At 61.9% G+C, this 24,369-nt stretch carries 21 protein-coding genes; 12 read left to right on the forward strand and 9 right to left on the reverse strand.

Annotated features, from left to right (window positions below):
* Positions 1-188: 188 nt before the first annotated feature.
* The 4 genes from D0T11_RS08360 to D0T11_RS08375 all read right to left on the reverse strand — a co-directional run bounded on the left by D0T11_RS08360 (position 189) and on the right by D0T11_RS08375 (position 5,463).
* Positions 189-2,201: a hypothetical protein gene (locus D0T11_RS08360; RefSeq protein ID WP_119655329.1), complete on the reverse strand. Its 2,013-nt coding sequence runs from the start codon at positions 2,199-2,201 to the stop codon at positions 189-191.
* A 4-nt stretch (positions 2,202-2,205) separates the two neighbouring features.
* Positions 2,206-3,528 (reverse strand): hypothetical protein, encoded by a 1,323-nt coding sequence (locus tag D0T11_RS08365; protein WP_119655330.1) that lies wholly within the window; start codon positions 3,526-3,528, stop codon positions 2,206-2,208.
* Between the two features lie 163 nt (positions 3,529-3,691).
* The gene (locus D0T11_RS08370) at positions 3,692-4,513 is read right to left on the reverse strand and encodes a hypothetical protein (RefSeq protein WP_147374575.1); all 822 of its coding nucleotides are present in this window, start codon (positions 4,511-4,513) and stop codon (positions 3,692-3,694) included.
* Between the two features lie 113 nt (positions 4,514-4,626).
* Positions 4,627-5,463 (reverse strand): hypothetical protein, encoded by an 837-nt coding sequence (locus D0T11_RS08375; protein WP_119655332.1) that lies wholly within the window; start codon positions 5,461-5,463, stop codon positions 4,627-4,629.
* 450 nt (positions 5,464-5,913) lie between these two features.
* Between D0T11_RS08375 and D0T11_RS08380 the strand changes: the two genes are divergently transcribed.
* Complete coding sequence (locus tag D0T11_RS08380; protein WP_182888313.1) at positions 5,914-8,313, forward strand: TonB-dependent receptor; 2,400 nt, start codon at positions 5,914-5,916, stop codon at positions 8,311-8,313.
* A gap of 232 nt (positions 8,314-8,545) precedes the next feature.
* Here the strand turns inward: D0T11_RS08380 and D0T11_RS08385 are convergent, their stop codons facing one another.
* Together D0T11_RS08385 and porX are read right to left on the reverse strand one after the other, a co-directional pair.
* Positions 8,546-9,193, reverse strand: coding sequence for a cysteine hydrolase (locus tag D0T11_RS08385; RefSeq protein ID WP_119655334.1), 648 nt, complete (start codon positions 9,191-9,193; stop codon positions 8,546-8,548).
* A 567-nt stretch (positions 9,194-9,760) separates the two neighbouring features.
* The gene (porX, locus tag D0T11_RS08390) at positions 9,761-11,326 is read right to left on the reverse strand and encodes a T9SS response regulator signal transducer PorX (protein ID WP_119655335.1); all 1,566 of its coding nucleotides are present in this window, start codon (positions 11,324-11,326) and stop codon (positions 9,761-9,763) included.
* Between the two features lie 369 nt (positions 11,327-11,695).
* On the opposite strand from porX, the gene D0T11_RS08395 reads away from it, so the two are divergent.
* From D0T11_RS08395 to D0T11_RS08420, 6 genes are all read left to right on the forward strand, one after another.
* The gene (locus D0T11_RS08395) at positions 11,696-12,925 is read left to right on the forward strand and encodes an HD domain-containing protein (RefSeq protein WP_119655406.1); all 1,230 of its coding nucleotides are present in this window, start codon (positions 11,696-11,698) and stop codon (positions 12,923-12,925) included.
* An 81-nt stretch (positions 12,926-13,006) separates the two neighbouring features.
* Positions 13,007-14,047, forward strand: coding sequence for a UDP-3-O-(3-hydroxymyristoyl)glucosamine N-acyltransferase (gene lpxD / locus D0T11_RS08400; RefSeq protein WP_119655336.1), 1,041 nt, complete (start codon positions 13,007-13,009; stop codon positions 14,045-14,047).
* Between the two features lie 143 nt (positions 14,048-14,190).
* Positions 14,191-15,582 (forward strand): bifunctional UDP-3-O-[3-hydroxymyristoyl] N-acetylglucosamine deacetylase/3-hydroxyacyl-ACP dehydratase, encoded by a 1,392-nt coding sequence (locus D0T11_RS08405; protein WP_119655337.1) that lies wholly within the window; start codon positions 14,191-14,193, stop codon positions 15,580-15,582.
* A gap of 94 nt (positions 15,583-15,676) precedes the next feature.
* Positions 15,677-16,477: an acyl-ACP--UDP-N-acetylglucosamine O-acyltransferase gene (gene lpxA / locus D0T11_RS08410; RefSeq protein ID WP_119655338.1), complete on the forward strand. Its 801-nt coding sequence runs from the start codon at positions 15,677-15,679 to the stop codon at positions 16,475-16,477.
* Between the two features lie 93 nt (positions 16,478-16,570).
* Positions 16,571-17,203 (forward strand): ABC transporter ATP-binding protein, encoded by a 633-nt coding sequence (locus D0T11_RS08415; RefSeq protein WP_119655339.1) that lies wholly within the window; start codon positions 16,571-16,573, stop codon positions 17,201-17,203.
* Positions 17,204-17,465: 262 nt separating this feature from the next.
* Positions 17,466-17,825 (forward strand): hypothetical protein, encoded by a 360-nt coding sequence (locus D0T11_RS08420; protein ID WP_119655340.1) that lies wholly within the window; start codon positions 17,466-17,468, stop codon positions 17,823-17,825.
* A 167-nt stretch (positions 17,826-17,992) separates the two neighbouring features.
* Here D0T11_RS08420 and D0T11_RS08425 read toward each other — a convergent pair whose 3' ends face one another.
* Together D0T11_RS08425 and D0T11_RS08430 are read right to left on the reverse strand one after the other, a co-directional pair.
* Positions 17,993-18,763, reverse strand: a complete 771-nt coding sequence (locus D0T11_RS08425; protein WP_119655341.1) for a DUF4197 domain-containing protein — start codon at positions 18,761-18,763, stop codon at positions 17,993-17,995.
* A gap of 141 nt (positions 18,764-18,904) precedes the next feature.
* Complete coding sequence (locus D0T11_RS08430; protein ID WP_119655342.1) at positions 18,905-19,693, reverse strand: DUF4197 domain-containing protein; 789 nt, start codon at positions 19,691-19,693, stop codon at positions 18,905-18,907.
* Positions 19,694-19,794: 101 nt separating this feature from the next.
* Between D0T11_RS08430 and D0T11_RS08435 the strand changes: the two genes are divergently transcribed.
* Positions 19,795-21,057 carry a competence/damage-inducible protein A gene (locus D0T11_RS08435; protein ID WP_119655343.1) on the forward strand — a complete coding sequence of 421 codons (1,263 nt, stop codon included), beginning with the start codon at positions 19,795-19,797 and terminating at the stop codon, positions 21,055-21,057.
* Positions 21,058-21,191: 134 nt separating this feature from the next.
* Here D0T11_RS08435 and D0T11_RS08440 read toward each other — a convergent pair whose 3' ends face one another.
* On the reverse strand, positions 21,192-21,590 hold the full coding sequence (locus D0T11_RS08440; RefSeq protein WP_119655407.1) for a thiol-disulfide oxidoreductase DCC family protein: 399 nt from the start codon (positions 21,588-21,590) through the stop codon (positions 21,192-21,194).
* A gap of 777 nt (positions 21,591-22,367) precedes the next feature.
* Here D0T11_RS08440 and D0T11_RS08445 point away from each other — a divergent pair.
* The 4 genes from D0T11_RS08445 (at position 22,368) to D0T11_RS08460 (ending at position 24,367) form a co-directional block, all read left to right on the forward strand.
* Positions 22,368-22,724 (forward strand): hypothetical protein, encoded by a 357-nt coding sequence (locus D0T11_RS08445; protein WP_119655344.1) that lies wholly within the window; start codon positions 22,368-22,370, stop codon positions 22,722-22,724.
* A 55-nt stretch (positions 22,725-22,779) separates the two neighbouring features.
* The gene (locus D0T11_RS08450; RefSeq protein ID WP_119655345.1) at positions 22,780-23,115 is read left to right on the forward strand and encodes a hypothetical protein; all 336 of its coding nucleotides are present in this window, start codon (positions 22,780-22,782) and stop codon (positions 23,113-23,115) included.
* Positions 23,116-23,275: 160 nt separating this feature from the next.
* Complete coding sequence (locus D0T11_RS08455; protein WP_119655346.1) at positions 23,276-23,605, forward strand: hypothetical protein; 330 nt, start codon at positions 23,276-23,278, stop codon at positions 23,603-23,605.
* Between the two features lie 51 nt (positions 23,606-23,656).
* A complete protein-coding gene (locus D0T11_RS08460) occupies positions 23,657-24,367 on the forward strand; it encodes a DUF5819 family protein (RefSeq protein ID WP_119655347.1) in 711 nt (236 codons plus the stop codon).
* Positions 24,368-24,369: the final 2 nt, after the last annotated feature.

Consider the following 24,369-nt stretch of genomic DNA (forward strand, 5'->3'; position numbering starts at 1 on the left):
TGGTTGTCAGTTGTCAGTTGTCGGGAGGACTTCATTCAGAGCGCAGCGAAGAATCTCGCGTGAAGTTGCTTGAACAGACATTCCCTAACGTCAGCACGCACGATTCTTCGCTGCGTTCTGAATGACGTTCTCCTGACAACTAGCAACTGACAACTAGCAACTGACGACCGACGACCGACGACCAACAACTACGAAGACACGCGGCGCAGACCGGGAACGGCTACCGGCCGGGGCGGGCCAATGGGTGCGCCGCTGCTGAGCTGGCGGTTGCGCTGCTGGGAAGCGGCTTGCAGGGCGGCCTGGCGCTCAATGAGGGCGCCGGGCTGCTGGTACCGGTCTTCGCTGGCCGGCAGAACAACGCGGGCATCCACGATGTCGGAGGCAATATCGACGCCCGTAACGGCCTTGTAGGCGTGGATGTAGCGCTGAATTTCCTCGCGCCAGTAGTGGGCCCAGTTGGCGGCGTTGGAAGCCCCGATGGTGGGGTCGTTCCAGGAGCCGTAGCGGATGGAGAGCAACAGCTGCTCGCCGAATGCGCCCAGGTCGCGGAAGTGCGAAATATTGGTCGGGTTCCAGCCTTGCAGCTGCTTCATGTTGTCCACCCGGTCCATCCAGGGCTCGGAGTAGGGCACCATCACGCGCCCCCCCAGAAACTCGCGCACCTCGGGGCGGGCCAGCAGCCACTGCTGGCTCAGCATTTCGGCCCGGGCCGTCCAGGGCAGGTCGCCGTACTGGTTGTGGGCGCCTTCGGCCAGCAGCAGATGCACCTCGCGCAGGTTGTTGAGCATCGGGAAGCCGTCGGGGATGACGGTGGTGAAGTTGGCCTGCTGGTAGAACTCCACCGCCGCCCGCAGCAGCGAGTGGAACCCGTGCTGGAAGTTGGTGCGGTGCTCGGCCACCGGAATATCCTGCACGGCCTTGCCGATGAGCGAGTAGCCGTACTCATAGCGGTATTCCAGGTTGCGCCGGTTGAGGGTGAGCCGGTTGCGCTCGTCCTCGATGTAGCCCCAGAGCAGATTCCCGAGCGGGCGCAGGGGGTCGATGTTGATGTTGGCCAGCGGGTCCTGGCCGGGGCCGCCGCGGCGCACGTTCTGGAAGCGCAGGCTCAGCATGTTCATCGTTTGCACCAACCCGCCCTCCTCGTGCCAGTACGACCAGATCAGCTCCATCAGGGGCGGGCTCTGCAGGCGCGACTTCAGGATGCCGTAGCACCCAATGCCCAGCTCGTGGTCTTTCTTGAGGGGCAGATCGGCGAGTTTATCCCGAATCAACCCGAAATACGGCAGCACTTTGCCCTCCTGGTTACTCAGCTCGTCGAGGTAGGCGTTGCGCAGGGCCCCGATATTGGCCCCACCGAGGCGGTTGCTGTCGGCGGCGCGGCGGCGCAGCTGCTCCAGGCGCGGACTCCGGTTGCGGTTGCCGCCAATGTCTTCGACCCCATTCAGGGCGTCGTAGTCCAGGTCGTGGTCGAGGGCCAGGCCAGCCTCCTGCATCAGATAAAACTCAGTGGCATTCTTGAGCAGGCCCCAGGAGGCCACCCGCGAGAAGGGCGAGTACTGGGTCCGCAGCTGCTGGCGTACCGGACCGGCTTCGTTGAGGTCGGCGCACATCACCCGATCAACGAAGGACCGGTAGCGGGCGAAGTTGATGGTGCGGTGCCGGATCAGGGTCCACAGGGCCTGATCCGGGGTTACCTCGCGGCCGGCGGCCTGTAGCGTAACCTTGGCCGGGCGCTCATCCACGGGGTCAATTACGCGCAGCTTTACCGGCCCGAAATCAGTGAGCGGGGCCAGCTGGTCGTCGGAGTCGAGGCGGCTGTCGGTAAAATAGCCTTCCACTGTAAAGGTGCCCAGCTCGTCCCAGGTCGAAATCTGCCAGCTGAACTGCACGCTGGCCTTGTCGAGCAAGGAAATTTCGTCGGTCGGGTAGCTGATTTCGCGGAAGGGCAGCTGGCCCTGGTCGGCGTTATCGGCCGGTTTGGGGGGGGCCAGGGCGTCCTTGCGGAGGCTGAATTTCCAGAAGTAAGATTCCGGCTCAGACCCGGATTCCGACAGGTTCCGGAAAACCAGTTTGAGGCCCTGATACTGCTTGAGCACCTCGGTCAGCGTCTTATCGTTGTTTTCGGTGCCCACTTCCAGGGTCAGGTTGATGGGGTCGCCCAGCGTTATCTGGCTGGCGTCGATGCTTAGCTCGCGGTACATGGGGCTAGGAGGTTAAGAGTTGGAGATAGGGAGATGCGCCCGGGGGCCGGGCCGGCGGGCCACAGTAGGCATTGGCCCGGTTCAGGGCCCAGCGGGTGAGCAGGTGGCGCAGCTGCCGGGTTTCCTGGCCGGCCGTGAGCTGGCCGTCGGCTTTGGCCTGGCCCAGCACGGCGAACACCAGCGTGGGCGGGTACTGCCCGAACTGCGCGGGCGCGGCCCGCCACTGCCCGAACAGCGCCCGCAGCCGCTCCGGCCGGCGCTCGGCCACCGGAAACAGCCCGGCCAACTGCCGCCCCCCCAACGCCGCCGACTGGTGCCCCAGCACGAGGCCGGCGAAGGCGGGCAGCACCCGCTCCAGGGCAGCCAGCAGGTCGCGCTTGCGGGCCGGCAGCTTATCGGTGGGGTACAGGGCCTCCCACTGCCGCCCCAGCGCCGCCCACTGCGGATGCGGGTACAGGGCCGCACCAAGGGCCAGGCTGATTTTCACCCGAATCCAGGGCACCGGGTGGGGGCCGTCGGTGCTGATGCGGAACACGAAATAGCTCGGCAGGCTCACCACGCTCATCAGCCCGTAAGTGGCCGAAATGCCCAGGTGGGCCACGGCCCAGAAATCCGACAGGATTTCGTTCAGCCAGCGGCTGAGCAGTTCCCAGGGCAGGCGCCGGGCCGGGTTGGTGCCACCGAGGTAGCGGCGGCTCAGCTCGTCGCGGATGGTGGTGGTGAGGCCCAGCAGCTCGGAGCCCTGGTGGCCCACCTCATGAATGAGGGAAGCCGCAATGCCGCTGCCCACCATCCGCTCCCGCGGAATCTGAATTACGCCCACCGGGTTGTCGTCGCCGCCGGGCAGGCGGGTGCGGGCCCGGCGGATGGCCGCCCCGTGGCCCCGTTGCACGAAGCAGATCAGGGGCGGGGCGTCGTAGAGGTGGGCGGGCAGGCGCAGGGCGTCTTCGGCCAGCACATCGAGGCCGGCCAGCCAGGTACCGGTGCCGTGCTCCCCGCGCTGGGTGAGCACATCGGCAAAAATATCGAGCTGGTCGAGCAGGTTGTTGAAGCGCAGCTTAAGCAGCACGTAGCGGCCCTGGCAGTCGGCGGTGCTCACCGCCACCGCTTCGGGGCTCCTGATCCAGCGGATGAACTCGCCCAGGCGGCCGCGCAAATCGAAGGCAATGCGGGCCAGGTGCCGGTTGATGGCCGCCTGCGCCACCCCCGACACCCCGGCGGCCAGCACCATGGGCGTGTTCAGCGAGAACGAGCGCACGAGTTGCAGCCGGCTCAGCAGGGCCTGGGTTTCGTTCACCAGCAAGTGGGTATCGGCGGGGCGTCGCATGTTTTTGAGCGGTTAGCTGACAGCTATTAGCTGAGGGAATGGTTTGATGACGGGAAGAACACTTATGCGTTTGTCTACCTGCGAACCTGCTGCATCCGATGTAAATACCTGGCTTCCAGCAGAAAAGCTAACGGCTATCAGCTACTAGCTAACAGCTCCATAATCAGAGCTGGATGACGAGGGTGCGGCCGCGGCGCGTCCAAGTGCCGCGGGTGGGCCGTCCGGAGCCCTGTTGGCCCCCGGAGCTGCTTTGCCCGTTGCCGTTGCGGCCGTAGCTGCGGGTAGTGGGCGCCTCCGTGGCGCGGCGGAAGGTGCCATCGGTGTTGCGGGGCCGCAGCAAACCCGGCGCATGCTGGTGCGCAGCCTTGGCCAGGGCCTGGCGCACCAGGGCCGAAGCGGGCTTGTGGGGCTGCCGACGGTGCAGGGCGGCCGTGTTGCGGGTGGCCGCGTTGGCGAAGCGCACGTAAGCCCGGGCCGTTTCAAACTCCTGGTCTTCGGGACTCAGCCCTTCCAGCTCCAGCTCAAACATTTTGCTGGCGAAGCCCCCGAGCTTGCTGCCCACGGCCCCACCCAGCGGTCCGCCGAAGAAGGTACCGATGGCTCCGCCGGCAATGGGCAGGGCTTTTCTGGCCACGTTTTTCAGTACCCCGCCCAGTTTTTTGAAGAGCGGCGACCGAACCGCCCCCCGCACGGCCCGGCCGGCTTTCTTGATCAGGCTGCCCAGGAACTGGTCCAGCTCCTGCTCACTCTGCACGCTCAGCAGCTCGTGGGCCAGCTCCATTTCCTGGTTCTCACTCAGGCCGTAGCCCATTTCCTCCTCCCCCTCATCCTCCGATTCGCTTTCGGATTCGTCGTCGCGCAGATACTCCTGGTCGAACTCGTAGGACGCCCCGTTGTCGGAGGCCTCGTAGCTGCCTTCCATTTCCATTTCGAACTCGTGGCCGAACTCCGGGCCCTCGAACTCAAATTCATTGTCGTTGTACATGATGGTTGGTTTTGATTGGTGGTTGGGGATGTTCAGTTGCTGGTGGAAGGGGCTCAGGGAGTAGTGAAAAGCCAAAAACCATTCACCAGAACCCACCCGCTAAAAACCAGCCCTTACACGCCGTGCAGCACAAGGGTATTGCCGCGGCGGCTCCAGGAGCCCCTGGCGGCGCGCGCCCGGGGGATGCCGCCGGGCAGCAGCCCCGGGGCGTGGCGCGGCACCACGGCCGCCAGCACCTGGCGGCCCAGGTCGGCGGGGCCGATGTTGGGGTTCTGGCGGGTAATCTGGCTGGCCCGGCGGGTCACGTCGTTGGCAAAGCGCACGAAGGAGCGGGCAATTTCGAGCTCCTGCTCGGCGGGGGCCAGCATTTCCAGCTCCAGGTTGAAGATGCGCTTGGCGTTGCTGGCCAGCACGTTGCCGGCCTTGGAACCCAGCCAGCGGCCGGCTTTGCCGCCGGCCCACTGGCCGGTATCCTGGCCGAGCGCGGCCCCGGCCCGGGCTCCCAGCGGCCCCAGCCGCCCCCCGAGGGCGGCCCCGGCCCGGCCGCCCAGGGCCGCGCCGGCCTGCCCCCCGTATTTGCCAGCCAGCCCGGGCAGGGTTTTCTGGCCGAAGTTCATCAGGTAGCGCCCTACTTTCTGGCCGTTATCGGAGGCCACGAACCGACGGCCCGCGTCGGCGGCCTTCGTCATCAGGTCACCCAGAAACTGGTTCAGCTCCTGCTCGCTGCCCACTTCGAGCAGCTGGTAGGCCAGTTCCAGCTCCTGGTCGGGGCCGCCCATTTCAAAGGTTTCGTTCTGGTAGCCCGCGCTGAAGCTCTGCTCGAAGGCCTGCTCGAACTCGTCCTCGAATTCGTGCTCGAATTCGTGCTGGCCATCGTAGCCGGTTTCAAATTCATCCTGGTAGCCCGGGCCGGCTTCCAGCTCCTGTAGGGTCCGATCAATGTTGTGCATGGCTGATAAGGGAGGTTAGGTGAAAAGAAGGGGTGGTGTTCCTCCCCGTTTTCAAACCCGGTGCCAGCCTGCCCAACGCCCTTTCCAGCATCTGGAGCGGGGTAAGGGCGAAACCCATTTCGTTTTACCCCCTCCGGCACCCGGGCCGCCGAAATTCGTTTCGCGCCCCTTGCCCGGCCCACCGGCTCGTTTTGTCCCGCCCGGTTTAGGGTCCTGACCGGCAAGCCGCACTTGCGGCCGGCAACTTATTTTCTATCTTCCGGCTTTCGTAGGGTTCTGCAACACAACCGCCCCGCGAATTAATACCCTGCTCCCGGAAGCACTGGTGCCCGCCACCAGGCTGCTCCCCCCTCCTATTCCTATTGCACATTCCGCCTTTCACAACCTCCGGAACGTGTTCTTATGCTATACTATTCCTGCCGCTCCCTGAGCGGAGTTCAAACGGCCGTTATGGCCCTGCTGCTCGCTATGCCCCTGGGCCTGCGGGCCCAAACGACCCCGGTTTTCACCGGCACCGTGCGCACGGCCGCCGGCGCGCCCGCCGAATACGCCACCCTGAGTCTGCACCGCCCCACCGATTCGGTGGTGGTAAAAACCGAATTCAGCGCCGCCGATGGCCGGTTTCAGCTCCTGGCCCCGGCGGCGGGGCGCTACCTGGTGTCGGTGGCGCAGGTGGGCTGCCAGCGCCTGTGGCTGGGGCCGCTCGAAGCCGGCGCGGCGGCTCCGCTCACGCTCACGCTGCTGCCCGCCGCCGCCACCCAGCTGCGCGGAGTGGCCGTGGACGGGCAACGGCCGCTGTTTGAGCGCCTGCCCGACCGCACCCTCGTGCACGTGGCCGAAAGCCCGCTGAGTGCCGGCAGCACCACCCTCGACGTGCTCGGCCGCGCCCCCGGCCTGACCGTAGACGCCCAGGACAACCTGAGTCTGCGGGGCAAAACCGGCCTGCTGGTGCTGCTTGATGGCAAACGCGTGCCCCTGACCGGGGCCGAGCTGGCCAATATGCTGCGGAGCCTGCCCGCCGAACAGGTTCAGGAACTGGAGCTGATTACCAACCCACCGGCTAAATACGACGCCCAGGGCGGGGCCGGCATTATCAGCATCCACCTCAAGAAAGACCAGCGTCTGGGCACCAACGGCACGGCCAACGCCGCCTACGGGCGGGGCCGCTACGGCAAGTTCACGGGGGGCCTGAGCCTGAATCATCGTCAGAAAAACCTCAACCTGTTCGGCTCCTATGCCTACGCCGACCGCCAGAATTTTCAGGACCTCGACATCAGCCGCACCTACTTACAGGACGGACAGCCAACCCGTTTCAGTGAGCAGCGCAACACGTCCCGCTCCCACTTGCAGTCGCACACCTGGCGGGCCGGGGCCGATTACACGCTGAGCCCGCGCACCACGGTGGGGCTGGTGGCGAGCGGACTGGCCAGCCGGCTGCCTTCCCAGGGCTTGAACCTGGCCGATTTCTCCAACACCGACGGCCAGTTGACCAATACCCTTACGGCCCGCAACAACCGCGACCTGCGCACGCCCAACGCGGCCGGTGTGCTCAGCCTGCGCCACCAGTTCGCCCAAGACTCGCTGGGCACGCCCGAGCTCACGGCCGACCTCGACGCGGCCCGCTACGGCCTGGGGCGCCGCCTCGACCTACTCACCACCTATCCGCTTCGCTCCCAGAACAACACGAACCGGCTGCTGGGCGACCAAAACGGCACGCTCTGGCTGAGCAGCGCCAAAGCCGACTACGTGCGCAACCTGCGCGGCCGCCTGCGCCTCGAAGCCGGGGCCAAGGCCAGCCGGGTGGCGTCGGACAACGATGTGCTGTTCGAGCGCGAGCAGGACGGCCAGCGGCAGACCGACACGGGCCTCACCAACCGTTTCCGCTACACCGAAACCATCGGGGCCGGCTACGCCAGCCTCACCCGCACCCGGCCGGGCCTAACGCTGACGGGCGGCCTGCGGGGCGAGTACACCCGCACCGACGGCCGCCAGGACGTGGGCGGCCAGCAATTTCGGCGGCGCTACTTCCAGCTGTTTCCCAACCTGAGCCTGAGCCGGCCGCTAACGGCCCACCACGAGCTGACGCTGGCCCTGAGCCGCCGCCTCGACCGGCCCACTTACAACCAGCTCAACCCTTTCCGCTCCTACCTCGACCCCACGTCTTACCGCGTGGGCAACCCCGCCCTCTGGCCCCAGACCAGCACCCGCGTGGAGCTGACGCACACGTTCAAGGAGAAATACAGCACCGGCCTGAACTACACCCGCACCCACCGCCCCATCCTGAGCGTGTATCGGCTCGATGCCCAGGGCCTGGTGGCCGCCACCGACGTGAACCTGCCCAACCAGGATTACTGGGCTCTGACGCTGGCGGCCCCGCTCGAACCGGCCAAGTGGTGGAAGCTCTACGCCGACGCCGAGCTGTTCTACATCCGCTTCCAGGGCCAGCTGGAGGGCCAGCCGCTGCCCGCAGCCCAGCCCGGCGCTATCCTGGGCCTCACTAACTCGTTTAAGCTGCCCCACGGCTGGAGCGCCGAACTGAATGGCCGCTACAACTCGCTGGAGCGCTACGGCTACCAGCTGGTGCGCGCCTTTGCCCAGGTGGGGGCCGGCGTGCAGAAGTCGGTGGGGCCAGCCACGTTCCGGCTCAACGCGGCCGATGTGTTCTACACCCTGCCCATGCGCGTCTCGGCCCGCTACCAGCCGCTGGCCGAGTCCTACCGCACGGCCCAGGACTCGCGCATCATCACGGCCTCGTTCACCTACCGCTTCGGCAACGCCAAAGTAGCCGCCGCCCGCCGCGCCAAAAGCGGGGCCGAAGACGAAAAGCGCCGTGCCGGCGGGGTGCAGTAGCGGTGAATGCGTGAGTGGGTGAATGAGTAAGCCGCTGGGTTATGGCCCGACTGGCGCAGCTAGCGAACCGAGCCGCCAATTCGTCCTTTTCTGAGCGCAAAACGCCGAATTACCCAAAAGCCCCTGACGTCAAGCAGCCGTCAGGGGCTTCGTGTTTGTCAGCGTTCTTGATTTCGGAAAGAACGAATTGCTTCCGCGCCGTTCAGCATGACGGTCTCACCCACTCACGCATTCACCGATTGTAGCCCCGGCTTTCCTGGAATATTTCCTCGTCCTCGGCGGTGGCCAGATGGGCCAGCAGTTCGGTGTGCGTCATGGGGTAGGAGAACATGGGGAAGTTCTTTTCGCAGGCCAGGCGCTGTTCTTCCTCGCTCACGGTGGCCGTGCAGTCGGTGAGCGTGTACACCTGGTAGCCCAGCTCGTAGGCCGTACGCATCGTCGACTCGACGCAGCAGTTGGTCAGGAAGCCGGCCAGGGCCAGGTGGGTGATACCGCGCTGGCGGAGCACGAAATCGAGGTTGGTACTCCCGAAACCGTCGAGGCCACGCTTGCCTTCGATGATGAGGTCCCGGGGCTCGGGGCGCAGGGCTTCCACGATTTCCGCGCCCCAGGAGCCCTGCCGGAACGAATTGCTATCGACCACGCCCTTGAGGATGCCGTAGGGCTGGCGGCTCAGCTCCCGGTAATTGTCGGTGAAGCTGATGGGCAGGTGCAGGATGGTCGCGCCGTAGTTGCGGGCCTTGCGCACCAGCTCCACGGTGTTGGCCAGCATATCGGTCTGGTGCATCACGGCGCGCACCGCCTCGTGCAGGGAGCCGCCGGGCGTGGTGAAGTCGTTCTGAAACTCGATGAGGACGAGGGCAGTGGTGTTTGGGTTCATAGCGGTAGGGAGTCAGGAGGTTGTTGTTGAATAAGTTACCATCCTCTCCCGCCAAAGTCAACTTTCCCGTGTTATTATATTCGTTAAACGAGAATGCCCGTATGTTGCCACTGCTCTCCTGATCCTCTGCTATAAGCCGAACGAACTGACTTTCGCCCCGGCAGTTGTAAGAATTGTTAAATCCCCCTTCATGAAACGCCACTTCACCACCAATCACGAGCTGTAGGTACCAACCGACAACTCAGATGAAACAACCCAAAAAACACTGGGCCTGGACGCCCCGCCAACGCGGCCGCATCTGATTCTACAGCACCTTTTATCGAGCTTACCAACCCAGCAAAGACCTGACCCGAATCCTTTGGGGAAACCACCGCAGCCAAACCCGCGAAGCCTTGGCTTTGATTCGAGGAGGGGCTGATGAAACAGAAATGCATTTTCCGTATCACCACATGCACTATGGGCATTGGATTAGCGGCTAAATGAGAGAAGGGCCGCCAGAAATGGCGGCCCTTCTTGTATTACGAACCAGTTGAAAACGTCAACTGACAGCTATCAAATCGAAACTCCCTACCCTTTCGCGCTCAGCGTCACGTACGGGATAATGCACTCCTCCAGGGAGATGCCGCCATGCTGGAACGTGTCCTTGTAGTAGTTCACGTAGTAGTTGTAGTTGTTGGGGTAGGCGAAGAAGAAGTCGCCGACCGTGAACACGTAGGCGGTGCTCACGTTTTCGCGGGGCAGGAAGATGTTCTCCGGCTTGCGCACCGTGTACACGTCCTTGGTGTCGTCGAAGCCCAGGTTTTTGCCGTGCTTGTAGCGCAGGTTGGTGTTCGTGTTCCGGTCGCCCACAATTTTGTAGGGCCGCTTCACGCGAATTGTGCCGTGGTCGGTGGTGATGATGAGCTTGCCCTTGCGCTCGGCAATCTGCTGGAACATCTCATAGAGCGGCGAGTGCAAAAACCACGATTTGGTCAGGCTCCGGTAGGCCGATTCGTCGGCGGCCAGCTCCCGGATCATGGCCATGTCGGTGCGGGCGTGCGAGAGCATGTCCACGAAATTATAGACGATGACGTTGCACTTGTAGTTGTTGTGCAGGTTGGCCATTTTGCCCAGCAAATCCTTGCCGGCTTGCAGGTTGGTTACCTTGTGGTAGCTGAACTTGTGCTTCTGGTTGGCCTTCTGGAACATGATTTCCATGAACTCGGCCTCGTGCATGTTCTTGCCCTCGTCGTCGTCGTCCCACACCCACAGGTTGGGGTATTTCTTCTGGATTTCGCTCGGCATCATGCCCGAGAAGATGGCATTACGGGCGTAGGCCGTGGTAGTGGGCAGAATGCTGTAGTAGGTTTCCTCCGAATCGACGGTGAACAGCTCCGCAATGATGGGTTCGAGCACCTTCCACTGGTCGTAGCGCAGGTTGTCGATGAGCAGGAAGTACACGGGCGTGTCGCCGGTTTCCTTGAGCAGCGGGAACACGCGCTTCTGGAACAGCTGGTGCGACATGAGCGGGGCGTCCTCGTCGCCGTGGAGCCAGTCCTCGTAGTTTTCCTGAATGAAGCGGCCGAAGTACGTATTGGCCTCGTCCTTCTGCATGTTGAAAACCTCGGCCATGCTTTTGCCCTCAGTTTCGTTGATTTCCAGCTCCCAGTACACCAGCTTCTTGTACACGTCGGCCCATTCGGCGGGCGTCAGCCGGTCGCCGAGCTGCATGCCCAGCTGGCGGAAGTCGCGCTGGTAGCCGGAGTTGGTTTTCTCGCTCACCAGGCGCTTGTTGTCAAGCACCTTCTTCACGGCCAGCAGAATCTGGTTGGGGTTGACGGGCTTGATGAGATAATCGGCGATTTTGGAGCCGATGGCCTCCTCCATGATGTGCTCTTCCTCGCTTTTGGTAATCATAATCACCGGCACGGTCGGGCGGATGGCCTTGATTTCGGTGAGGGTTTCGAGGCCCGTCAGGCCGGGCATGTTCTCGTCGAGAAACACGATGTCGTAGGTTTTTTCCTGAATTTCCTCGACCGCGTCGGTTCCGCTGTTTACGCCGGTTACGTTGTACCCTTTTTCTTTGAGGAAGAGAATGTGGGGCTTAAGCAGGTCGATTTCGTCATCGGCCCAGAGGATGCTGTATTGTTGCATATACGGGTTTTGGGAGTGCGTTCAAACAACCTCAGACACTAGTCTGAGGATTCTGTCCACGAGCTTCAAAGAACCTCATCCGGACGGAAAGCGGCGGCGGCGTAGCGCCCGCCCCGTTGCCGGAAGTAGTAACTGAAGTTTCGTAAGTAGCTTTACTCCCAATCCCTGGCTTTTGGTTGTCGAAAAATTATCAAAATCAGATATTCTGACCTAACGTAGTTGCAAAGAAGCCAAAAAAAGTTGGGTTCTGTTTGGATGACCAAACGGCGCACGGTGCTTTTTCGCGTATTGGTGGCTGAAATCAGTGGCTTCCGGGCCAGCCCGCGCCGTTTGCCAACCCGCCAGGCCCCGAGTCTGGCCCCGCCTCTTATGAACAAAAAGAAAATCTTCAACGACCCCGTCTACGGCTTCGTCACCATTCCGACCGAGCTGCTGTTTGACCTGATTGAGCACACGTATTTTCAGCGCCTACGCCGGATTCAGCAACTGGGCCTGACGAGTTTCGTGTATCCGGGAGCCCTGCACACGCGCTTTCACCACGCCCTGGGGGCCATGCACCTGATGACGCTGGCCCTGCGCACGCTCAAGGACAAGGGCGTGAAGATTACGGCCCGGGAAGGCGAGGCCGCCATGGCCGCCATCCTGCTCCACGACATCGGCCACGGCCCCCTCTCCCACGCCCTGGAGCGCAGCATTTTCCACGACGTACACCACGAGGAACTGAGCCTGCACCTCATGCGCAAGCTCAACGGGGAGTTTGGCGGGGCGCTGGATTTGGCCATCGAGATTTTCCGGGGTACCTACGCCCGGCCGTTTTTTCACCAGCTTGTGAGCAGCCAGCTCGATATGGACCGGCTCGACTACCTCAACCGCGACTCGTTTTATACCGGCGTGCAGGAGGGCCGCCCCGGGGCCGACCGCCTGATTAAAATGCTGACCGTGGTGGATGAGCGGTTGGTGCTGGAGGAAAAGGCAGTGTACAGCATTGAGAACTTTTTGGTGAGCCGGCGGCTGATGTACTGGCAGGTGTACCTGCACAAAACCGTGACCTCGGCCGAGCAGATGGTGATTCGCATCATGCAGCGGGCCCGCGACCTGGTGCGCGCCGGCTCCGAAGTGCCTGCCTCGCCCAACCTGCACTTCTTCCTCTCCCGCCCCGTCACGCAGCAGCAGCTGGAACGCGACGACGAGATTCTGCGCCGCTTCACCCGCCTCGACGATACCGACGTGTGGGCCGCCGTGAAGCTCTGGGCCGACCACCCCGATAAGGTGCTGCGCTACCTGGCCCAGAGTATGCTCGACCGCCACCTGTTCAAAATCACGCTCCAGGCCCAGCCCTTCGACGAGGAGTTCCAGCTTGGTATTGTCGAGCTGATTGCCGCCCGCTTCAACCTCTCGCCCGCCGACGCGGCCCAGCTCATGCTCATCGGCCGCATCAGCAACAACGCCTACGACGCCGACGGCCGCGACCCCATCGACGTGCTCACCAAACGCGGCCAGGTCATCAATGTGGCCGAAGCTTCCGACTTGCCCAACATCAAGGCCCTGGGCCAGCGGGTAGAAAAGCATTATATCTGCTACCCCAAGGAAATTCTGTAGGGCTGTCCCTCGCGCTGGCGTGGCCCCCGGCGGTCCGCAGCCGCCGGGGCCGGGAAATAGATTATTCTCTACTTTTGCCCGATGGAATTTACCGTAGGCCAGATAGCAGAAGTCCTGCACGGAACCGTGGAGGGCCGGGGCGACCAGCAAATCAACCGGCTGGCGAAAATTGAGGAAGCCCAGGCCGGCTCCCTTTCCTTTCTGGCCAACCCCAAATACGAGCCCCACCTCTACTCCACCGGCGCTACGGCCGTTATTGTGAGCCGCACCCTGGAGCTGCGCCAGCCCGTGGCAGCGGCCCTGATCCGGGTCGACGACCCCTACACCAGCTTCACGGCCCTGCTCGAGTTTTATCAGCAGGCCACCCGCACCGGCAAGCGGGGCGTAGAGGAGCCCGCCTACATGGCCGCCAGCAGCCGCATCGGCGACAACCACTACCGGGGGGCGTTTTCCTACATCGGAGAGAACTGCGAAATCGGGGCCGACGTGGTCATTTTTCCCCACGTGGTCATCGGCGACCGGGTGAAAATCGGGGATGGTACCATTCTGTATCCCGGGGCCAAAATCTACGCTGAAACCGTGATTGGCCGCCACTGCGTGGTGCACGCCGGGGCCGTTATCGGCTCCGATGGATTCGGGTTCGCGCCCCAGCCCGACGGCTCCTACCGCACGATTCCGCAGATTGGCAACGTAGTGCTCCAGGACAACGTGAGCATCGGGGCCAACGCCACCATCGACTGCGCCACGATGGGGGCCACCACCATCCGCGAGGGCGCCAAAATCGATAACCTCGTGCAGATTGCCCACAACGTGGACATCGGCCGGCATACGGTGGTGGCCGCCCAGACGGGCATTTCCGGCTCCACCAAAATCGGCGACTTCTGCGTTATTGCCGGGCAGGCCGGGCTGGCGGGCCACCTCACGCTGGCCAACCGCACCACCGTCACGGCCCAGTCGGGCGTGGGCAAGTCTATTAAGGAGGAAGGCGTGTTCTTGCAAGGCTCCCCGGCCTTCGGCCTGCGCGACAGTCTGCGGGCCAACGCCCTTTTCCGCCACCTGCCCGACCTGGAGCGCCGCCTGCGCCTGCTCGAACAGAAAGCCCAGCCGCCGGAAAAGCCCTAGCTTTGCGTTTCTGAAAGGAGTTAGAAGCTCGGGAAGCTAGAAGTTAGAATTCGTTGGCTGCCCTGTTCCGATTTTGCTGCTCTCAGTCTTCCCTATTGACTTTTCTTCTAGCTTCTAGCTTCCTCAGCTTCTAGCTCCTGTAGATGAACGACAAGCAACATACCATCAAGGCCCCCGTCACCGTGAGTGGCATCGGTCTTCATACCGGGGTGCAGGCCACCATGACGTTCTGCCCCGCCCCCATCAACCACGGCTACAAGTTTCAGCGCGTCGATTTGCCCGGCCAGCCCATTGTGGATGCCGACGTGGACAACGTGGTGGACCTTTCCCGGGGCACGACCATCGAGCAGAACGGAGCCCGCGTGAACACCGTGGAGCATACGCTGGCCGCCCTCGTGGGCCTGCAGATTGATAATGTGCTCATCCAGCTCGACGGCCCCGAGCCGCCCATTATGGACGGCAGCAGCTACGAGTTTATCAAGCCCTTGCAGGAAGTGGGCCTGGAGGAGCAGAACGCGCTGCGCAACTACTTCGAGATTCCCTCCGAAATCCGCTACGTGGACAACGCCCGGGCCGTGGAGCTGGCCGCCCTGCCGCTCAACGACTACCGCCTCACCGTAATGGTGGACTACAACTCGCCGGTGCTGGGCTCCCAACACGCCTCGCTCACCGACATCGAGAACTTTACGGCCGAAATCAGCTCCTCGCGCACGTTCTGCTTTCTGCACGAGCTGGAGGCCCTCTACAAATCCAACCTCATCAAAGGCGGCGATTTGAGTAACGCCATTGTGGTAGTCGACCGCGTGGTGAGCGACGAGGAGCTCGATGAGCTGGCCACGATGCTCGGCAAGCCCAAGGTGGCCGTCAAGAAGGAAGGCATCCTCAACAACGTGGACCTGCGCTACAAAAACGAGCCCGCCCGCCACAAACTCCTCGACCTGGTGGGTGATCTGGCCCTGGTAGGCCGCCCGCTGAAAGGCCAGATTCTGGCGGCCCGGCCCGGGCACGCGGCCAACGTGGCCTTCGCCAAGCGCATCAAAAAGAAGATGATGGAGGCCCACACCAGCCCCATCCCGACCTACGACCCGAGCCGGGTGCCGGTCATGGACATCAACCAGATTGCCGCCACCCTGCCCCATCGCTACCCGTTTCTGCTGATCGATAAAATCATCCACCTCGACGCCACTACGGTGACGGGCGTGAAAAACGTGACCTTCAACGAGCAGTTCTTCGCCGGCCACTTCCCCGGCAACCCCGTGATGCCCGGCGTGCTCCAGATCGAGGCCATGGCCCAGACCGGCGGCATCCTGGTGCTCAATACCGTGCCCGACCCGGAGAATTACTGGACCTATTTCCTGGGGATTGAAAACTGTCGGTTCCGCCGCATGGTTAAGCCCGGGGATACCCTCATTTTCAAATGCGAGCTGACGGCTCCCATCAAGCGGGGAATCGCCAAAATGAGCGGCAAGGCTTACGTCAATGGCAAAGTCGTGATGGAAGCCGAAATGTCGGCCAGTATTGTTAAGAAACAATAATTAAGAATTAAGAATCAAGAATTAAGAATTGGTCCCCTGGGCCGGTTCGCGCTAATTCTTGATTCTCAATTCTTAATTCTTAATTGAAAGAAGAATGACCCAGCCGCTCGCCTATATTCATCCCGAGGCCATCATTGCCCAGAACGTGGTAGTGGAGCCCTTCACCACCATTGATAAGGATGTTGAAATCGGGGAAGGCACCTGGATTGGCCCCAACGTCACGATTATGGCCGGGGCCCGCATTGGCAAAAACTGCAAGATTTTCCCGGGAGCCGTTATCGCGGCCCAGCCCCAGGATCTGAAGTTTGCCGGCGAAAAAACAACGGTTCACATCGGCGACAACACCGTAATCCGGGAGTGCGTGACGGTGAACCGCGGGACCGTGGACCGGCGCAAAACCGTGGTGGGCAGCAACTGCCTGCTGATGGCCTACGTGCACATTGCCCACGACTGCATTATCGGCGACAACTGCATTCTGGCCAATACGGTGCAGGTCGCGGGCCACGTGGAGGTTGGCGACTACGCCATCATCGGCGGCTCCTCGGCCATTCATCAGTTTGTGCGGGTGGGTCAGCACGCCATGATTTCGGGCGGCTCGCTGATTCGGAAAGATGTGCCCCCCTTCGTGAAGGCGGGCCGCGAGCCGCTCAGCTACGCCGGCATCAACAGCATCGGGCTGCGCCGGCGCGGCTTTTCGGATCAGAAAATTTCCGAGATTCAGCAGCTCTACCGTCTGCTGTTCATGAGCGGCCTCAACAACGCCGCCGCCCTCGACCAGATTGAGTTGGAACTGGCCCCCTCCCCCGAGCGCGATGAGGTTGTCAACTTCATCCGCAACTCCGGCCGCGGCGTCATCAAAGGCTACGGCCGCGGCCCCACCGGGGCCGGCGAGTAGCATTGGTAGCTGAACGAACGTCATGCTGCGCTGCGCTCTGCATGACGTTCGTTCACTCCATCCCCGGCCCCTACTTCCCCAAGTCCCCACCACATGCAGATTACGGCCACCGGACTGAGCAAGCGGTTTGCGCGGGAGTGGATTTTCCGGGACCTGACCCACACGTTTGAGCCGGCCACGGCCACGGCCATTCTGGGGCCTAACGGGGCGGGCAAAAGCACGCTGCTCAACACCCTTTCGGGCCAGATTCTGCCCACTCAGGGCGCGGTGCAGTACGCGGAAGCGGGCCGGGCCGTGGCGGTAGAGGACGTGCCGCAGCGCCTAGCCTACGCCGCCCCTTACCTGGAGCTGATTGAGGAATTGACTCTGACCGAGCTGATCCGGTTTCACACGCGTTTCAAGCCCCTGCGCCCGGGCGTTTCGGCCGGGCAGCTCATCACACTCATGTACCTCGAAAAGTCGCGTCACAAGCTGATCCGGGACTTTTCCAGCGGTATGAAGCAGCGCCTCAAACTGGCTTTGGCCCTCTACGCCGACGCTCCCCTGCTCCTGCTCGACGAGCCCACCACCAACCTTGACCGCACCGGGGTAGCCTGGTATCAGGAGCACGCAGCCGCTACGCTGGCCGGGCGCACGGTGCTGGTTTCGAGCAACGTACCGGAGGAATATGACTTCTGCACGGAGCAGCTGCTCATTACCGATTTTGGGGCGCAGGCCGCCCGGTAAAGGCTTTTCTGCGGGCAGGTAGGTACAGTTAACAAAGGCCGGTGGTCCGACGCGGTTGCTGCGCTGCCCGCGCCTGATCTGATAGTCCCGCTCTGCTGAATGCACCGCCGTTTGAGTGTCGCGGCATGCTGGGCAGCACGCAGGCCGGAGAGGCTGCGGGCAACGGGTTGCACCTGGGCATGGCTTCCGCTCGTATCTTTGCCATTGCGGAGCCGCTTTTTCGCTTCGCCATTTTTCACACTTTACTGCCCCTAGCAAGGCCATGAAACAGAACGACGACTTCGACGACGACGACCTTTTGGGCGACGATGATGAGCTGGATAATTTTGCCAGCACCGGGGGCAACACCACCCGTGGCTCAGCCGAAAGTCAGCTGGCGGCCAAATACTCCGACTACCTGATGTGGCGCGACACCGGCTCCAGCCACGATGAAGCCCTGGACCTGGCCAACATGAGCGAGGACGAATACGACGAAGCAGAGGCCGGCAACGACCCCGAAAGCGGCGGCAAATTCACTTCGCTTGATGAGTTGGACGAGGACGACTTCTCCGACGATGAAAACGACGAGTACGGCAGTACCGGCAGCTCCCGCAACAGCGGCCGCAACTCCGATTACGACTGAGTGACTCGGTGACTCGGTGAATGAGTGAAGTAGTTCTCGCATTCCGATCAAAGCAAAGGACCTTCCTGTACGAAGACGACCGTATCAACGGCTTGTCTTCGCACAGGAAGGTCCTTTGCTTTGCGTACGCCGGACGGCATATGGATAAGCTACTTCACTGAGTCGCGCTATCCGCCGCCGAATACGCGCTTGAGGATGGTAGTGGTGCGGGCCACGGGATTCTCGCGGATGTTGGCCTCCTCCTGAGCGACGAGCGTGAACAGGCCGTCGATGGCCTTGCCGGTGGCGTACTGGTTGAGGTCCGTCTGGACGGGCGTCACCAGCGGGATGCGGTTGTAGCGGGTGGTCAGGTCGGTGTAGTACTTGGTGGCGCCTACCTGATCGAGGCTGCGCTGCATGATGGGCTGGAAGGCCGTGGTGAGCTGCTGGGTGGTGGTGCGCTTGAGGTAGTTGGTGGCGGCGTCCTTTTCGCCCGTCAGAATCCCCCACACGTCTTTAAACGTGAGACTCTTGATGGCCGACAGGAAAATCGGTTTGGCGCTCTTGGCCGCGTCTTCGGCCCCCCGGTTCAGCGTCAGCTCAAACTTATCGACCTGACTGCCCAACCCGATGCTGCGCAACGTGGTGGCCACCCGCTGGGCATCGGCCGGAAAAGGAATCCGGATGAACTTGTTGAGGTAGAAGCCGTCGGTCTGGGAAGCCTGATCGGCTCCCTTGCTGATGCCCATCGTCAGGGCTTCTTTAAGGCCCCGTACCGCCTCATCCTGGGTCAGGCTGCCGGTGCTGCCCGCCGTGGGGGTGCTGCCGGTTCTGGTGGTGGGAGGTACGGGCAGGGTTTTGAAGATTTCGCCCAGCTTAGGAAAACGGAACTGGGCGGCGGCGGGCAGGTTGAGGCCCAGGATAACAACGGGCAAGGCGAGGAAAGAACGAAAATTCATGGCAGAGAAAATAGAGCAGTACGTCTCGCCATTTTGCAGAAACCGGACCAGAAAAAGAAACTAAAAAGTAAAAGTGAACAATGCTCCGTCGAGCGTCCTACCCAGGAATCGTTCGACGGAGCATTTTTAATTTCTCACTTTTTAATTCCCCTTCCCAAACACCCGTTTCAGCAGCGCGCTGCCCTGGGCGGCGGGATTGGTCCGGATGCGGCCTTCCTCGGCGGCCATGAGGGCGAACAGGCCGTCCACGGTTTTCTCGGTGGCGTAGGGTACCAGCTGCGGGTTGAGGCGCGTAACGAGCGGGATTTTGTTGTAGCGGGCCACCATTTCGGCATAGAGCCGGATGGCCCCGGTTTGCTCCAACGACTGTTGCATGGTGGGCTCGAAGGCGGTGCGCAGGTCGGGCGCGGTTTTCTCGTAGAGCAGCGTGGTGGCCGCGTCGGTTTCGCGGCTGGTGGCCAGCATGAGGGCATCCTGGAGCGTCAGGTTCTGCACCGCATTCAGGAAGATGGGTTTGGCCTGGGTGGCAGCCGTTTCGGCGGCCCGGTTCAGGGCCACCTCGAAGTTATCGACCAAGGCCCCGGCCCGCACCTTGCGCAGGGTGGCGGCAACCAGCTCAGCCTCGGGCGGAAACGGAATGCGGATGTCGGCGTTGGCATTGAAGCCGTCGGCCTGCCCGGCCAGGGCTACGGCCCGCGTTACGCCCTGGCTGAGTGCTTCGCGCAGCCCGCCAGCCGCTTCCTCGCTGCTCAGGGGGAGCTTGATGGGAATGACCGGAGCAGCGGGTTTGACCGGGGCGGGTTTGGCGGTCGTGGTCTTTTTGGCCGTTGGGGCCGGCTTTTTAGCCGGCGCTTTGGTCTGGGCGGCTGCCAGCTGGGCCGTGCTCAAGGTGAGAACGAAGCCCAGGGCGAGGGTACGGAAGAGAGTCATAACTAGCAGAAGAGAGAAAACCCGGGAGCCATTCTGGCGTTGTTAGCGGGCGATGCCCCAATATTGCGGCAAATCCGGCTCTCCTCCTAACTTCCCCGCTCATGGCCCTTGTTCCCGACGTTGAAATCATGACTATTGGCGACGAGCTGCTCTACGGACAGGTCATCGACACCAACTCTGCCTTTATGGGCCAGGAGTTGGGCAAGCTGGGCCTGCGGGTGCGCCAGATTACCAGCGTATCGGATCAGGCCGACGAAATTACGGCTACCCTCGACCAGGCCCGGCAGCGGGCCAGGGTGGTGCTGATGACCGGCGGCCTCGGCCCCACCAAGGATGACTTAACCAAGCACGTGCTGGCCCGCTACTTCGGGACCGGGCTGGTACTCAACGAAAACGTGCTGCGCCACGTGGAGGGTATTTTTGCGCGCTACAACCGGCCTATGCTGGAAGTCAACCGCCAGCAAGCTATGGTACCGGTAAACTGCCAGGTGCTGCACAACGCCGTGGGCACCGCCCCGGGCATGTGGTTCGAGGACGGCGGCGTGGTGTTCGTAAGCATGCCCGGCGTGCCCCACGAGATGAAGTACCTGATGAGCCACGAGGTGCTGCCCCGCCTGCGGGCCCACTTCCAGACGCCCGCCATCGAACACGTGGTGGTGCAGACGGTGGGCCTGGGCGAGTCGTTTCTGGCCCAGCGCATCGAGGACTGGGAAACGGCCCTGCCCGCCAACATCAAGCTGGCCTACCTGCCCTACCTGGGCGGCGTGCGCCTGCGCCTGACGGGCCACGACGACGGCCAGCCCCACCTGCGCGCCCGCATGGAGGCCCTGGTGCCCGCGCTACGGGTCCTGCTCGGCGACCACGTTTTCGCCGAAGGCGAAATCAAGCTGGAGGAAGCCGTGGGGCAGTTGCTGCTGGCCCGCAACCTGACGGTGGGCACGGCCGAAAGCTGCACCGGCGGCCTGCTGGCCCATCGCCTCACCAGCATCCCTGGGGCCTCGCGCTATTACCAGGGCAGCATTGTGGCGTATTCCAACGAGATGAAAATGCGGGAGCTGGGCGTGAAGGCCGAAACCCTGGCCGCCCACGGCGCCGTGAGTGAGGCCGTAGCGGGCGAAATGGCCGAGGGCCTGCGCCGCCGCCTGGGCGTGGATGTGGCCCTGGCCACCAGCGGCATTGCCGGCCCCGACGGGGGCACGCCCACCAAACCCGTGGGCACCATTTGCGTGGCCTACGCCGACGCCCAGCGCACCGTCACGAAGCAAATTAGCTTCGACCGGGGCCGGCAGCTCAACCTGGAATTCACCGCTACCACCGCCTTGAACCTGCTGCGGCTGAGTTTACCGACCGGCGTGGAAGCATAGGGCAACCGGGACCGGCACGGGGCCGCCAGGCCAGTTTGCTCTACGGTTTTTAAGCTCCGCTGAACCGAAGAGCAAACTGGCCCGGAGGCACCATGCCGCCTGCCTGAGAGCTGGTGCGGGAACACCCGCAAGCGCTACAGAAACCGACTACGTAACGCCGGAGTAGGGATTCGGCAGGCTTGTTCGCGCCCCAGAATCCGGTAACGGTTACGCGCGACTATCTCGTAGGCCCAGTCGCGCAGGGGCCGGGGCAGGTACCGGAGCAGGGCCACGTACCGCCAGCCGGCGTCGAGCCGTTGCATAATCAGCAGCACGGCTTCGGAGCGCTGAAAAAAGTGCCCATCGCGCAGCAGATAGATTGTGGAAGGCCCCGCAACGGGCAGCGGACGGGCATGTTTGGCCAGCAGTTGGCCCGCCGCGGCCGACTGAAACGAGACGAATGTGAACCGCTCCGCCGGGTCCCGGTCGATTACGAAGTGCACGAATCCATCGCACAGATTACACACACCATCAAAGAATATCACGTCTTTCATAGGGAGAGCCAACAATTTCATTTACATACCGGGCTACTCGAAAATCGAGTCAGGCCATTAGTAACAAAAATTCAATAAAATTCAAAATTATTTTTATTATATATTTATCAAAACCTTCATACGTTAACCAAATTGCTTTTTTCGATCGTAAATAAATTTCATCAAATTCATATTTTCATAATAATATCTCCATTGATTTGTTTGCCAAACATAATAATCGTTATTTGGAATCACTAGTTTGCTGCTAGCGACCTGGCAGGCTCTCCCGAACTCCGGCAGACCTGCCCGCTCCTGACACCCCGCACACCTTCTGCTCTTACATTAATGGCCCGTAAGCCTGGAGCTCCTACTCCAGCCCGCCACCAGGCACTCTCATTAACCATTAAGTTGATAATGACTGCCTTAAGAAACTTGATTTGATTCATTAATGCTCGTTGCAGGCATTAATCCACTCAACAAGCAACGCATGAACTATGCTGTAGCGTGGGGGCAAGCCCCCCCCATCCTTTCTGGTAAGCCTGGGTAACCGCCGAACCGTCGACACCCAGTTATAGGCAAAATATCTTTGTTCAATTCCATTTTTCAGAAATGGACAGGGAGACTATTGCTTATCATTTCACGGCAGCGAATTATTGGATTTTCGCGTCCTGTTTTCTTTTTTCCTCCGAATTTATCCGGAGATATGCTACCGCATGCCCGTTTTAAAGCACGAAACAACCATTTAAAAAACCCTCCTGGTCAAATACCCATTTTTCAATCCCTCAGATCCCTGAAAAAATGAAAAAAGTACGCAACATGAAGCGCCCCCTCGCCGCCGCGGTCCTGAGTCTGACGCTGCTCCAGTTTTCGGCCCAGAGCGCGGTAGCCGTCGGCACCTATACCAAAGCATCTACCCACACCACTAGCCAGCTACAAATGGCCCCTGTCTTCGGCTGGGCGGCTATTGGGGCCGGAGTGGCCGTAGTGGGTGCGGCCGTGGGAGCCGTGGTAGGAGCCTATGAAGTGGGCACCATTGTGGGCCACGCCGCCTACGACATGTTCGGGGCCCAGTCCACGGTTTTGTCCTACGATTACGAGCGGACCAACTACCTGGCTACGGACTTCTCCCAGTTCGACAACATGGCCCTCAACTAGGCTGCTTAGCCGCGTCGTTCAGTCCCTATTTGTTCATCTTTTAATTTAATTGCTCATGAAATTTTTGCACAAAACCCAACGCCTGTTCGCCACCGGTTTGCTGATGGTATTGCTCCTCACGGCTTCGCTTCAGAACGCGGTAGCCTTTGGGTCCTACACCCAAATCAGCACGCCAAGCTCCGCCCAGCAATTGCAGATGGAGCCGGCGGTATTTCCGGCCGTCGCCGCGGTGGCCTTCGGCGTGGTTGTCGTGGGAGCATTCGCCTACGGCGTGTACACTGGCTACACCGAGGCCTCCAGCGGCGGAGCACAGGTACTGAGTGCCGCCACGCTCGATATGTACCAGAGCGACGATTTTTCGCGCTTTGACCTGACCTCGGCCGCTATCTAGCCGGTCACTTCCCAACAAGCTTTCCTGACCAGGAGGGTTTGGGGAAGGCTTGCGGCTCCTTGTTGCCGCGCCTTTCTTTACCGCATTCCGCTGGCCGCCCCGGGCTTCGCCCGCGCCGGCCGCCTCCCCGACTCCCATTCCAACCCAACCGCTCCACGCTATGAACCAGACTTCCTCCATTTCCCGCCTGGCCGCCACCGGCTTACTCACCGTGGGCCTGTTCGCTATTTCCGCCCACAGCACCGTGGCCCTGGGCAGCTACAGCCAGGCTACGGTACCCAGTGAGGCCCCCACTTCCTCCTGGCTTTCGCTGCTGAGCCTTGGCACGTTTCAGACCCATAACGCCTACCCCGGCCCCATGACGGATTACATCATCGGCCCGGTGCAGGCCGCCGTCATTACCCTGGGCGGTACCCAGCAGCCCACTATTCCCAGCAACTACCGCAGTACCGATTTCACCGATTTCGACCACGGGCCGGATGCGAGGTGAGTCCGGGCATTGCCCGCTGCTTTCCTTCGTTCACCTTCGTTCCGTCCTGCTATGAAACCGACTTTTTTCGCCCGCTTATTTCCCCGGCGCTACTGGTGGCTGCTGCACGTGGTGCTGGTGGTGGTGCTGATCGGCCACTTCGCGGTGGTAGCGTTCAGTATGCTGCCGGCCAACCCGCTCAGCCACCAGTACAAATACCAGGTGCAGGCTTACATGAATCCGTGGTTTTCGCAAACCTGGAACCTGTTCGCGCCCAACCCCATTGCCTCCAACCAGCGCCTGCTGTTTCAGTACGAAATCTACCAGCAGAATCAGGTGCAGCGCTCCGGCTGGGTCGACGTGGTGGAGCCGCTCACCACGCTCAAGAAGAACAGCTACTGGTCGCCGGTCCAACGGGTGCTCAAGCACCTTTCGGCCTCCACCAATGAGGTAATTGAGGTGCAGAACAAGGCCATCAAGTTTGCCTCCCTCCAAGACACTATGGCGCACGATACGCTTAAAACCAAGCGGTTTCTGCGGGCCATTATCCAAAACTCGCCGGGCCACCGGGCTATTGTGCAATACTCGCGGCACACGTTCCGGCGGCTGGCTACGGCCACGCCGGCCTGGGCCCGGGCCGATTCGGTACGGGTCGTGTACCAGGTGCTCAACCAGGAGTTTCCGCGCTTTTCCAAGCGGGAGCTGGATTATTTTGATGAGCGCAACTCGCGCTACTCCCACCTGACCAGTGAGCCCTACCGCCTGCACCTGGCCCGCCACTAGTA

The sequence above is a fragment of the Hymenobacter rubripertinctus genome (genome assembly GCF_003583925.1).
Lineage (GTDB): Bacteria > Bacteroidota > Bacteroidia > Cytophagales > Hymenobacteraceae > Hymenobacter > Hymenobacter rubripertinctus.